At 48.5% G+C, this 12226-nt stretch carries 15 protein-coding genes; 8 read left to right on the top strand and 7 right to left on the bottom strand.

Going from position 1 to position 12226, the window contains the following annotated elements; all coding sequences use genetic code 11:
• The first annotated feature begins 4 nt into the window (after positions 1 to 4).
• From L3556_RS01845 to L3556_RS01835, 3 genes are all read left to right on the top strand, one after another.
• Positions 5 to 211: a hypothetical protein gene (locus L3556_RS01845; protein WP_277865598.1), complete on the top strand. Its 207-nt coding sequence runs from the start codon at positions 5 to 7 to the stop codon at positions 209 to 211.
• 153 nt (positions 212 to 364) lie between these two features.
• On the top strand, positions 365 to 643 hold the full coding sequence (locus tag L3556_RS01840) for a type II toxin-antitoxin system RelE/ParE family toxin (protein WP_277865597.1): 279 nt from the start codon (positions 365 to 367) through the stop codon (positions 641 to 643).
• On the top strand, positions 643 to 930 hold the full coding sequence (locus L3556_RS01835; protein WP_277865596.1) for a HigA family addiction module antitoxin: 288 nt from the start codon (positions 643 to 645) through the stop codon (positions 928 to 930). Before L3556_RS01840 ends, L3556_RS01835 begins: the two co-directional genes overlap by 1 nt.
• Positions 931 to 1014: 84 nt before the next feature.
• Here the strand turns inward: L3556_RS01835 and chlG are convergent, their stop codons facing one another.
• From chlG to L3556_RS01820, 3 genes are all read right to left on the bottom strand, one after another.
• Positions 1015 to 2007, bottom strand: a complete 993-nt coding sequence (gene chlG, locus L3556_RS01830; protein ID WP_277865595.1) for a chlorophyll synthase ChlG — start codon at positions 2005 to 2007, stop codon at positions 1015 to 1017.
• Between the two features lie 52 nt (positions 2008 to 2059).
• A complete protein-coding gene (locus L3556_RS01825; RefSeq protein ID WP_277865594.1) occupies positions 2060 to 2473 on the bottom strand; it encodes an ATP-binding protein in 414 nt (137 codons plus the stop codon).
• Between the two features lie 157 nt (positions 2474 to 2630).
• A complete protein-coding gene (locus L3556_RS01820) occupies positions 2631 to 4229 on the bottom strand; it encodes an NAD(P)H-quinone oxidoreductase subunit 4 (RefSeq protein ID WP_277865593.1) in 1599 nt (532 codons plus the stop codon).
• 209 nt (positions 4230 to 4438) lie between these two features.
• Between L3556_RS01820 and L3556_RS01815 the strand changes: the two genes are divergently transcribed.
• A complete protein-coding gene (locus tag L3556_RS01815) occupies positions 4439 to 5041 on the top strand; it encodes a Uma2 family endonuclease (protein WP_277865592.1) in 603 nt (200 codons plus the stop codon).
• On the opposite strand, the gene L3556_RS01810 is transcribed toward L3556_RS01815, so the two are convergent.
• From L3556_RS01810 to L3556_RS01800, 3 genes are all read right to left on the bottom strand, one after another.
• Positions 5038 to 5622, bottom strand: coding sequence for a Uma2 family endonuclease (locus L3556_RS01810; RefSeq protein WP_277865591.1), 585 nt, complete (start codon positions 5620 to 5622; stop codon positions 5038 to 5040). The two genes, L3556_RS01815 and L3556_RS01810, sit on opposite strands and share 4 nt — an antisense overlap.
• A gap of 384 nt (positions 5623 to 6006) precedes the next feature.
• Positions 6007 to 6282 carry an AbrB/MazE/SpoVT family DNA-binding domain-containing protein gene (locus L3556_RS01805; RefSeq protein WP_277865590.1) on the bottom strand — a complete coding sequence of 92 codons (276 nt, stop codon included), beginning with the start codon at positions 6280 to 6282 and terminating at the stop codon, positions 6007 to 6009.
• A gap of 148 nt (positions 6283 to 6430) precedes the next feature.
• A complete protein-coding gene (locus L3556_RS01800; RefSeq protein ID WP_277865589.1) occupies positions 6431 to 7633 on the bottom strand; it encodes an MFS transporter in 1203 nt (400 codons plus the stop codon).
• 384 nt (positions 7634 to 8017) lie between these two features.
• On the opposite strand from L3556_RS01800, the gene glpX reads away from it, so the two are divergent.
• A complete protein-coding gene (glpX, locus tag L3556_RS01795; RefSeq protein WP_277865588.1) occupies positions 8018 to 9061 on the top strand; it encodes a class II fructose-bisphosphatase in 1044 nt (347 codons plus the stop codon).
• Positions 9062 to 9305: 244 nt separating this feature from the next.
• On the top strand, positions 9306 to 9818 hold the full coding sequence (locus L3556_RS01790) for a cyclic nucleotide-binding domain-containing protein (RefSeq protein ID WP_277865587.1): 513 nt from the start codon (positions 9306 to 9308) through the stop codon (positions 9816 to 9818).
• Positions 9819 to 9836: 18 nt separating this feature from the next.
• On the opposite strand, the gene L3556_RS01785 is transcribed toward L3556_RS01790, so the two are convergent.
• The gene (locus L3556_RS01785) at positions 9837 to 10010 is read right to left on the bottom strand and encodes a hypothetical protein (protein ID WP_277865586.1); all 174 of its coding nucleotides are present in this window, start codon (positions 10008 to 10010) and stop codon (positions 9837 to 9839) included.
• A gap of 138 nt (positions 10011 to 10148) precedes the next feature.
• Between L3556_RS01785 and L3556_RS01780 the strand changes: the two genes are divergently transcribed.
• On the top strand, positions 10149 to 11198 hold the full coding sequence (locus L3556_RS01780) for an aromatic ring-hydroxylating dioxygenase subunit alpha (protein WP_277865585.1): 1050 nt from the start codon (positions 10149 to 10151) through the stop codon (positions 11196 to 11198).
• On the top strand, positions 11192 to 12211 hold the full coding sequence (locus L3556_RS01775; protein ID WP_277865584.1) for an aromatic ring-hydroxylating dioxygenase subunit alpha: 1020 nt from the start codon (positions 11192 to 11194) through the stop codon (positions 12209 to 12211). Before L3556_RS01780 ends, L3556_RS01775 begins: the two co-directional genes overlap by 7 nt.
• The last annotated feature ends 15 nt before the right edge of the window (positions 12212 to 12226 follow it).

Genomic DNA, 12226 nt, shown 5'->3' with positions numbered 1-12226 from the left:
TGCTATGCAAGCCAAACTTCAAGAGCAACTTTCTCCGGCTGATGCTGAAGTCATTTTAGGGCGATTGCCTGAGATAATTCGGACGGCACTGATTGAGCGTGCTGCTGAGATTGAATATCCCATTGAAGCAGTGATAGAGATGGCGATCGCAAGTTTTCTAGATACAGAGGCGTTGGGTTTTGCAGATTGCAAACCAGGACGGGGGCAATAGCGCGGTCTAACAACCCCCTTGCCGCGGACGGTTGGAATATCTCAGTAGAGATGCAAAGGTTATTAGCCGCCGCTGAAGGGGAACGTTAGGCGCGCTTCTAAATTTGTCTATCATTGAAATGTAACTAGTAACGTTATGGGTTACGCTTGATGAATGATAGTCAGTTTCAAGCATCGAGGACTAGAGCAGTTCTTTGAGTCGGGAACCACCCGAGGCATTCAGGCAAATCATGCCAAACGAATTCGGCTGATTCTGGCTCGTCTCAGTGCTGCGACTTCACCGCAAGACATGAACTTGCCCGGATTGATACTTCATGAACTTGCAGGGCAACGTAAAGGAACCTGGGCGGTGAGGGTATCTGGAAACTGGCGGATCACGTTCACCTTTGACGGTGTTGATGCTTGTGATGTCGATCTTGAGGACTACCACTAATGAAAATGCATAATCCACCACATCCAGGTGAAGTTCTTAAAGAACTGTGTCTCGAACCTTTGAATCTGACTGTTACAGACGCTGCTGAGGCACTGGGTGTAAGTCGAAAAACTCTATCTGCTATCTTGAATTGTAGGGCAGGTATTAGCCCCGAAATGGCAATTCGCTTGGGAAAAGCCTTTGATACATCTCCAGAAAGTTGGCTCAATCAGCAAATGCAGTACGATTTATGGCAAGCTGAGCAAGCTGTTGGCAACATAGAAGTTAAACGTTTATCAGTTGCCTAACCAGGTTTTGCAGCGGATGGCCTCAACACTCTGGTGCTGGCTTAAAAATCTTTGCCACCGCTGAAAACCAAGCCGTTAGGACTCTTACTGATGCCCCAGGGCCAGACCCACAACCAGCATTCCTAGGACTAAAAAGGGTTGGGCACTGGCTTGATACTTCACGTCATTTTCCAGGGGATTGCGGAGAAAGTACATATCCTGAAAAACAATTTGGGGAATGATCAGCAAAATCAGAATCACGGCATAGAGATTCGCCTCAATACTGATTAAATAGGCGGCGATCGCCCCCTGGAAAATATCAATCATCAGGACACATATCCAAGCAGCGGTTCCCACCCCAAACATCACCGGCAGCGAGTCTAGCCCCAATTGGCGATCGCCCTCCACACTTTTGAAATCATTAACAATGGCAATGCCCAAACCCGCCAAACTATAGATCAGCGTCAAAACCATAATGGTTGGGGTCAATTCTCCAAAGAGGGCATGGCCCGCCCACCAAGGCAATGCAATATAACTGGCCCCTAGGGCATAGTTGCCTAACCAGCCATTTTTCTTTAGTTTCAGGGGTGGCGCCGAATAAATAAATGCCAAGAATCCACCAAATAGGGCCGTTAAGGTGACGGGAAAATGGGGATGGCCTGCCCACAGATCCAACAGAACTGCCACTCCCAGACCAGCTACGACCAAAATAATGATCTGGGCCTGGACTTGCCCTAGGGGAATCGCCCCGGAGGGAATGGGCCGATAGGGTTCGTTAATGGCATCAATCTCGCGATCGTAGTAATCATTGAGGGTTTGGGTATAACCGGCCATCAGGGGCCCAGACAGGAGCATACAGGTGGCGGATTTGAGAATATCTTCCAGGGTCCAACTAAATCCACCGGAGGAGGCGGCCCCACAGACTACCCCCCAGATTAGGGGAATCCAGGTGATCGGCTTCATGAGCTGCAAACGGATCTTCCAGAGATTGGTTTCACCCGCTTTGGCTCCTTTCATGCCCAAGAGTTGGCGGGCGGCTCCAGTTCCGTTTTTAGAGGCTTCTTCAGGGGTGGGTTGAATGTCGTTTAGTTCAGACATAAGGATTGATGATTCCAGAGGGCGATAGAAAAAGTTCCGATCCCTAACTATCCTAAAGGTTTTTACGCAAAGTCAAGCGGTTGCGCCCATCGGTCATCCGTTCGTAGTGCAATTCATCGGCAATATTCGCAAGGAGTTTTAAGCCCCGCCCCCCCTCGGAGTCTGGAGCTATTTTGTGGGGTAACGCACGGATTCGGCTTTCTAGGTCAAAGGGCTGTCCCCAGTCCCACAGGTGGAGTTCCACCTCTTGATCGCTCACCCAAAGCTCAATGTGAATTGGTGTTTCCTGGGGGCGATCGCGGTGGGCGTGGCGTACTGCATTGGTAAAGGCTTCCACGAGGGCGAGTTGCAGGCCTAACCAATCACTACTGGGAACGGTTGCAGGACAAAGGGAGTTAAACCATTCCAAGAGTTGATCCACCTGTGCCAAATCACTGATCAGTTCTAGGGAATGGTGCGATCCCACGTCTTATCCTCATCATCCGCCAATGCATAGAGTCCCTAGATTAGGTCAGGGCAGCGTGACGGCAACTATGTTTTCTCAATTCTAAAATAATCAGGGAACAACAGAAATTAATTCACTCTATTAATTGCGTCAGCTACTCACTCAGGGAATCCTGGGACTAGAAGCGGGCGATCGCCGTTGCCGAGAGGGGAATCTCTGGAGCTGAATGGGTGAGTTGGGCATAGAGGGGAACCTGTTCCTGGGCGATCGCCGGCAGGGCTTGATGCACCTGGGCTGCCAGGGCCGTGGTTGTCACATCGTAGGTTTGGGTGGCCAGCTTGGGATATAAACCCACCGCTAAAATGGGTAGGAGCAAGGAAACCGCAATAAACACCTCGCGGGGATTGGCATCAGCCATGTATTTATCAAACATATCCCCCTGTTGATTGCCCGTGAAGACTCGCCGTAGCATGGACAACAGATAGACGGGTGTTAGGAGTAAGCCCACCGCCCCTAAAAAGATAACGCCCATTTTGAAACTACTGGTAAAGGCATCACTACTGGTAAGACCGATAAATACCGTTAACTCACTCACAAATCCACTCATCCCCGGCAAGGCCAAGGAGGCCATGGAGCCGGCGGTAAAGAGAGCAAAGGTTTTCGGCATGACTTGGGCCATGCCCCCCATTTTTTCCATGGCAAGGGTATGGGTGCGATCGTAGGTGACACCGGCTAAGAAGAAGAGAACCGCTGCAATTAATCCATGGGAGAGCATTTGCAGCATCGCACCGTTCAAACCAACACTATTTAGGGAGCCAATGCCTAGGAGTACAAACCCCATATGGGAAATTGAAGAATGGGCTAACCGCCGCTTCAAGTTGTCTTGACCAAAGGCAGTTAGGGCACCGTAGACAATATTCACAACCCCTAGGGCAATAATCACCGGTGCAAAGTAGATATGGGCATCGGGCAACATTTGGGTATTGAAACGAATCAGACCATAGCCCCCCATTTTCAGAAGAACACCGGCCAAGACCATCGACACAGGGGCAGATGCTTCGCCATGGGCATCCGGTAGCCAGGTATGGAGCGGGAAAATAGGTAGTTTTACCCCAAAGGCGAGGAGAAATCCTGCGTAGGCCAGCAGTTCCAAGGTGAGGGGATAATCCTTCAAGCCCAAAGCCGTCATGTCTAGGGTGAAATTGCCACCGTAGAAGGCCATTGCCAAGCCCGCCAACAGAATAAAGAGAGAACCAACGGCGGTGTAGATAATGAACTTAGTGGCAGCATATTGCCGTTTTGGCCCGCCCCAAATAGAGATGAGCAAATAGACGGGAACCAGTTCAATTTCCCAAACAAGGAAGAATAGTAGTAAATCCTGGGCCGCAAATACGCCAATTTGAGCGCTGTAGAGAGCGAGCATTAAAAAGTAAAAGAGGCGAGACTTGTGCTTAACTTGCCAGGCGGCAAAAATAGCCACGGTGTTAATAAGACCCGTTAATAGGATGAGGGGCATGGATAGACCATCCACTGCCAAGGACCAATTCAAGCCAATTTGGGGAATCCAGGCATAGGACTCCGCCAGTTGTACTTGGGCTGTTTGCATATCGTAGTGCTGGGCAAAAACCGCTGCCGCTAACACAAAGTCCAGTAAACCAATCCCTAGGGCATACCAGCGAACCGTGCGACCGTCCTGATCTGGCAATAACGGAATGAAGAGCGCAGCCCCTAAGGGCAGTAAGGTAATCAGCGTTAGCCAGGGAAATTGAGTATCCATTCATCAACCCCCATTTGGGATGAAACAGCCAAGTATTAAGTTGTGTTAATTAAGAATATATACCTATTTGGACAAATGTTGCAAATTATTAATTAAAATTTCGTGAATTAGATATTGAATGCATTTATGGTTATATTTTTGACAAAGGATCAATGTCGACGACCCATATCCTGGATACCCGTAAACCTGAATACCGGTAAAGAGATTCAATGATGACGGCCCCTACCTCATCCATGCCAATGCCCCAGAAGCTGCGATTGACGGTGAAAGATTATCATCGCTTAGTAGATCTGGGTTTTTTGAGTGAGGACGATCACATTGAACTGATTCGGGGAGAGTTGATGCAAATGGCAGCGAAGGGAACCGCCCACGAAACCTGTATCACTCGATTGCTTAGGGCCTTACCCCCCATTCTTGGAGATCGGGCAACCCTTCGATGTCAAGCTCCGATCACCCTTGGGTTTGATGGAGAACCAGAGCCGGATTTTGCGATCGTCCAAAACCAAGATGATGATTATGAATCTGCCCATCCAACCCCTGCGGCAACGCTCCTCGTCATCGAAGTGGCGGATTCGTCCTTGGAGTACGATCGCACGGTCAAGCTTTCCCTCTATGCCGAGGCAATGATTCCCCATTATTGGTTGTTTAATGTGAGCGATCGCATTCTGGAGGTATACAGCGAACCCGCCCCAATTACGCTGGCTCAGTTTGGCTATCTCAATAGACGAATCATCCCAACGACTGGATGTGTGGAATTTCCCCTATGCCCTGAACAGGTTTTTGACCTTGCCTTAGTTTTTCCGAATGTTTAAGTTGAGGTGTCTAGGGTTAGGTCAAGACCACGATACGCTTGCTCAATGGGAAAGCTGAGATTGATGCTTTTTAGTTCAATGGTATCGCCCGCTTGATAGTTGATAATGATCCAGTCGCCGGACTCATTTTTATGATACAAGTCCATTTCGATGCTGGTGGAGCTAACCAATAGGTAATCCTGTAAGACGGGGTTGTTGCGATACAATCTGAATTTGCCGCCGCGATCGTAGGCTTCGGTGCTGGGAGATAGAACTTCAACGATTAGGCAGGGATAAGTGATGTATTGGGTAGTAATTTTATCGCGATCGTCACAGGTGACACTGGCATCGGGGTAGGTATAGTTATTTGTGCCAACAATATTGATCCGCAAGTCGGAGTTACCCGTTTCGCAGGGGCTATTTTCTAAATGATTGGAGAATAGTGTAGTGATGCGGATGGCAATGCGGCCATGGTTAACGCTACCGCCGCCCATAGCATAAGCTTGGCCGTTGATCAGTTCGTGTTTTTCAAGTTGCTTTTCTTCCCAAATGAAATATTCTTCGGGGGTTAGGGTGGAGAAATCTTCTTTGGCTGTGATCATGATTCATTCACTCTTGTAATTTGCAGTTGCGTTGGACAGGCGTAGATTCGGGTTAGTTGGCTTGATCTTAACAATCTACATAAACAGTTTTTCTAGTTGGTTTTCAAGAGTGGCTTTGAGGTCTTCGACATTTCGGACAGTAATGGGTTGGTAACTCATTCCAGTTATAGGCTCGATCAGACTTTGTTCGAGTTGTGCTTCGGATTGAGCCATTTTTTAGGAAATTGGGAATGGGTTAGTTGTGGTGATTATTTTTCGATTATATTCAATAATATTTGAAAGCTGCAAGATTCTGAGTAGGGAAAAACTGCTGACACACAAGTTCAGAGTAAAAAGAAAATGCCCAAACAAAGTCACTATTTTGTCTTCATATTCTTTGAATTGTTATGTGAATTTTACTAACACACTCAACACTTCTGGTTCGGCTTCTAAACGGCGTTGGGCAATCAGGTCATCAATCACCTCTTGTCCCCGGAGATCAGCAAATTGACCTTTAAGTCGCTGGATAATCGTTTCCCGTTTTTCAAAAATCAGCCGTCCATCTTCAATGCGTCCAATCAACCGATCGCCAGATTTTAGGTCAAGCTCATGTCGTAAAGGGGCGGGAATGACTAAACGGCCACTGGCTCCAACTTGGACTTCGATGGGTGAGGTAGCCATAATTTTTCTCAGATGCCATGCCTAACCTTAACATGGCACAGACTAGCAGAGTATGACAGGAACAATCAGGATGTCGCTGCTTACACCGATTTTTGGTCTGCTAATCACGAAATTTCCCCCAGTAAACGACATCAACCTGGGAAGAGCTTCAAAGTATATCGATCAAAACCTTACGAGTATTGCGCCAAGACCAAATCCCAGCGATCGCCACAATCAACCCCATACTCATCAGCACAATTCGTAGTCCCACTAAATCCGAGAGAATCCCTGCCAAGGCCAAGGGTAAGCTCAGGGCAATATTGACAATATTATTCTGGAAACCAAAGACTTTTCCCCGCATTTCGGCGGGTGTCTCGATTTGAATTAAGGTTTGCATAGGCACACCAATTAAGGATGCAGCCACTCCAAGGACAACGCTTAAACTTAACCCCAGCCACAGATGATGGACAAAGGCGAAAATAAATAGGACAACGGACATCCCCAAAAAACCACACAGCGGTAAGGGCCTCCCCCGGAAGCGATCGCCCCATTGCCCCAAAATCCCTGCTCCGAAAATCAGCCCGACACCGGCCCCCGCCAACAGAAAGCCAAACTGATTCGCCCGCAAACCAATATCCTGGGCTAAACCCACCGCCAAAACCGTTAATGCCGCAAAGACACAGTACAAAATCGTTAATTGCACCATGGCATTCCCCAGGCGAGGATGATGGCGCAGATAATGAAAGCCGTCCTTCAGGTCTCCCCAGACATCCAGCTTTTTATCACTTTTATGGATGGTTTCCCGATGACGAATCAAACTAAGTAAAAGTCCCGCCGCCACGTATAACCCCCCCACCAAAAACTCCCGGGCATTGCCGCCTCCCCAGGAACTCACCCAACTGAGTAGGGGTTCTCCCACCGCAAATCCCACCACCAGGGAACCCATCATTGTCGTAATAAATAGGGCATTGGCCGAGAGTAAATTCTCTTCCTTGACGAGTAAGGGAATCGCCGCCTGTTCTGCGGGGGCAAAAAACTGGGTCAAGACGGATTCTAAAAAGGCAATCAACAGTAAAAGAACAAAGTATTTGGGCATGATAATGATCGTGAAAACCAGTAATCCCCGCAAAATGTTGGTAATGCTGAGGATTTCCCGCTTCGGGTAGCGATCCACGAAAATACCCGCCGTAGAGCCAAAAAAGACTGCTGGCAATGTATTCGCCACCATGATTGCCGAAGCCAAGGAACCCGCCAGAATCGTGGGGGCATGGTAGTTCGTCACCAAGGTAATCAATAGAACCAGAAAAATTTTATCCCCAAGTTGGGAAATAATTTGCCCTCCCCAAAGTTTCAGAAAATTGGGGTTATGCATGAGGGCAGAAAACCCATTGTGGGAAGGTTCCGGGCTACTACTTGTCATAAAATTTTTGGTGAAAAATATATGATTCCATTCTAAAACCTAGGGGTATGGCTAATATAACAGGCTGAAGGGATGTTCCTGGCGATCGCCCCAGGACGGATAGTTCATGGTTTTGCCCTGACTGAACCCGTCAAATTAGTGTAGTGAGGTCAAAGCGTGAGAGACTTGATACAACGACCAGCAAGGGTGGCACAGCGCACCATGCAGACTATCCATCCCTGGATGCTGCGAGGAAACACCTAATCACCCGCTAAAGAGCTTTGTGGGCCATTGGCTAGATCAAACCCAGCATTCAATAGACTTTAGACTGGTATTCATCGCATTTAGGAGGGCAGTGTGGACAACGTTATTGGCTTAGAAATTATTGAAGTGGTCGAGCAGGCCGCCATCGCCTCAGCCCGGTGGATGGGAAAGGGCGATAAAAATATGGCGGATCAGGTAGCCGTGGATGCCATGCGGAAACGGATGAATGAAGTCCATATGCGTGGCAAAATCGTTATTGGCGAAGGGGAACGGGATGAAGCCCCCATGCTCTATATTGGCGAAGATGTGGGCATTTGTACCCAGGAAAACGCTAAAGATTTCTGTAACCCTGATGAACTTATTGAAATTGACATTGCCGTGGATCCCTGCGAAGGAACCAATCTCTGTGCCTATGGCCAGCCTGGCTCCATGGCCGTCCTAGCAATTTCTGAAAAAGGTGGTCTATTTGCCGCCCCTGATTTTTATATGAAAAAACTGGCAGCCCCGCCGGCCGCCAAAGGTAAAGTGGATATTCGTAAATCCGCCACTGAAAACCTGAAAATTTTGTCTGAGTGCCTGGAGCGGGCGATCGATGAATTGGTGATTGTGGTGATGAAGCGCGATCGCCATACTGGTCTCATTCAAGAGATCCGCGATGCCGGGGCACGGGTACAACTCATTTCCGATGGAGATGTCTCAGCGGCCTTGTCCTGTGCCTTTTCGGGAACCAATATCCACGCCCTGATGGGAATTGGTGCTGCACCGGAAGGGGTCATTTCTGCGGCGGCCATGCGGGCCTTGGGAGGACACTTCCAGGGTCAGTTAGTCTATGATCCGGCGATCGTCGTCACGAAGGAATGGGCGAATAAAACCAAAGAAGGGAACCTAGAGCAACTGAAAGCCGCTGGGATTAGTGACCCCGATCGAGTTTATGATGCCCACGAACTAGCTTCGGGCAATACCGTTCTCTTTGCCGCCTGTGGCATTACCCCAGGGGTGCTGATGAAAGGGGTACGTTTCTTTAATGGGGGCGCGCGCACCGAGTCTCTGGTTATTTCCACCCAGTCAAAAACGGCTCGGTTTGTGGATACCATTCATATGTTCGAGAAACAACCGCGATCGCTGCAATTGGTCTAGATAGAGACTGGTTTTTATCACTAAATCTATTTAATTGTTTGTTTTCCCTTGCCTGGGTTGTTAGAGCTTAGGCGAGGGGTTTTTGTTGCCGTGTTTTTCGGATAATTAATTTCCAAAAATATAATAATGTTGCATTCCCTCCATAGCTGTGACATAGTTCTGTCATAGGCTAGGTTTAGTCTTAGGTACATAGGCTTTTATTAGTCCAGCAACTCTAAAATTATTAAGGAACGACCAAGATTCGATGGACAAGCATTTGTTTGACAATGAACAGGTGATCTACAGCACGGGTGACTTTGCGGATCGGATGTATTTCATTAAGTCAGGGCGCGTCCAACTCATTGATGATTACCCAGAAACGGGTAAATGCGTCAGTGCCACCTTGGGGGCAGGTAAAATTTTTGGCGAAATGGAATTGATTGATGGTAGCCCTCGCACCTGTATTGCCCAAGCTCTCGGCCACGTCAAGCTGATCAGCTTTACCCAAGCAGAACTGAAGGATGCCTTATTTCAGCACCCTGAAAATAGCTTGATTTTAAGCCGTACCATCTTCGAGCATCTCCGTGATCTTTACAGTGGTGAAAGTCTAGAGTCTGAGGTGGCAAAACTCCGCCTAGAAATGCACCAAACCATTAAACAGGCAGTGGTCAATCACGAAGCGCGGGTGGTCAAAAGCCACAATGGCATGATGGCCATGGCCCTACCGGTGGTGGCATTAGTGATTCTTGGAATTGTTTTACAAACCGTACTTCACTAGGGCATCTTCAGGGTTAAATTATATTTTGATGAATAGGAAAATAAATCCTACAAATACGATTAATGTAATAATGCCAATTTTGGTCATCTTGAACTCATGGTCTTCGATCGCCTCTTCAATTTCTTCATTTAACTCATCCCGAAATTTTTGAATAATTTCTGGGACATCCTTGGAAGGAGTTGGCTCAATCATGACGTTTCCCGTTCCTGGGGCAGAAAAAATTTAGACTTTAGTGTACAGCGATAGGGGATAAAATTTCTAGATTGGATTGTTTATGTTTGGGGTCTCCCCCAATGATCATCACATTCATGGGTTAAACGGTCACGAGTCATGCTGAAAAATTCTTGGTATGCAGTTGAACAGGCCACTGCCGTTGGTCAACAACCCAAATCTACGCAAGTCCTAGGGCAGGATATTGTCCTCTGGCGATCGCCCCAGGGTGAATTGGTGGCCATGGCGGATCACTGCTTGCATCGGGGGGCTAAGCTCTCCCAGGGCTGGATTGAACAGGGCTGTCTCACCTGCCCCTACCATGGTTGGCGTTATACCCCTGAGGGTATCTGCGTTCATATTCCAGCTAACGATGATCATGCAACGATTCCCAAACGCGCCCACCTAAAAACCTATCCGGTACAAGAAAAATATGGTCTGATTTGGCTCTATTGGGGGGATTTACCTCCAGACCAAGGATTGCCCATTCCCCCGTTACCCGAGTATGCAACTCCAGGTTGGCGAGCCGTCTATGGTGAGTCCCTTTGGCCTGCCCATTTTAGCCGCGTCACCGAAGGCAATATGGATAGTTCCCATGCCCCCTTTGTCCATTCATCTTTTTTTAGTTTGCGAAATGATGCCGTAGTGCCCAGCTATGACGTAGATATTACCCCTAGCAGTGTCAGTGCATTAACGGTCTCAAAACCCCCGAAGCGGGTCGGCTTACTTAAATTTATTCTCAAGCGCGATCGCCCCCTAACCACGGCCCAATTAACCGCTTACTTGCCCGGAGTGAACCGAATTGATGTGGATTTCAAATTCCGGGGCTATCGCTTCATTTACTTTGGGGCCCATACCCCGATCACTGCCACGACTACCCGCACCCAATGGATTGGCCTGCGGAATTTTCTTCCCTTTTCCTGGGCAGACGGCCATTCCCGCAAGAATATTATCCAAACCTATGAGGAAGATTGTCAGGTGATTGCTACCATGCGGCCAGCCATTGTGCCCTTTCACCAAAGCAGCGAAGTTTTGGTAGCCTCCGATGCCCTCCAGGTGGCCTACCGCAAACTCCTGCGCCAGTACGCCGATCGTGGTTGGTGGATTAGCGAGGGCAAAGATTTAGAAACCAGTTCCGATTCTGCTGAAGGAGTCATGGGTCAATGCTAAAAAACTTTTGGTATGCGGTGGAATTTAGCCGTTCTGTAAAAGATAAACCCATCCCCGTGACCTTAATGGGGCAACAGTATGTTTTATATCGAGATCCACGGGGCCAGGTGATTGCCCTTAATAATCAATGCGCCCATCGTGGTGCGGCTCTTCATCGCGGTTGGTTGGAGGAGGGGTGTTTGCGCTGTCCCTACCATGGCTGGAAATTCAACGCCGAAGGGCAGTGCGTGGATATTCCCGCTGATTTACCCGATGTCCCCATTTCCAAGCGGGCGCGGGTGGATACCTATCCAGTCCAAGAAAAGGATGGCATGGTGTGGCTCTTTGTGGGCGATGGGTCGATCAATGAGGCTGCCCCGATTCCAGACCTATTGCCGGAACTGGAGGATCCCCAGTGGCGAGCCGTCTATGGGGAATATACCTGGAATGCCCACTATACCCGCGTCATTGAAAGCAATCTAGATGTTTCCCATGCGGCCTTTGTCCATCCGCCCTTTTTTGGCAACCGCGATCGCGCCACAGTGGATGAGTATGACGTGACCACCAATGGCTACTCTGCTACGGCCACGGTCAAGGCTCCCGCCCCCAAACGGCGCACCTTTTTGAAGTATTTACTCAAAGAGGAAAACCGCTACTCCTTAACAACCATTACAGTGTGCTTACCCACAATCAATCGCATTGAAATTGACTTTGGCTTCCGGGGCTATAAATACATTTACTACACCACTAGTATTCCCCTAGATGGGAAAACAACCCTGGCTAAATACATTGGGCTTCGCAATTTCCTCAAGTTTCCCTGGGCCGATGGTAACTCCCACGAAAATGCCTATAAAACCTATCTGGAAGATCAAGACGTGGTACAAACCTGTTATCCCTTGGCGGCTCCCACGGATTTTCACCAAGAGCTTTTGGTGGCTTCCGATGCGTTGATTATTGCCTACCGGAAACTTTTGCGTTCCTACCAAGAAAAAGGCTGGGAACTGCCCCAACCCTTAGTGACTGAAACCCTTTAGGATAGGAAACTTTAC

Source organism: Candidatus Synechococcus calcipolaris G9 (genome assembly GCF_029582805.1).
GTDB lineage: Bacteria > Cyanobacteriota > Cyanobacteriia > Thermosynechococcales > Thermosynechococcaceae > Synechococcus_F > Synechococcus_F calcipolaris.
This window is presented reverse-complemented; position numbering and strand designations above follow the sequence as displayed.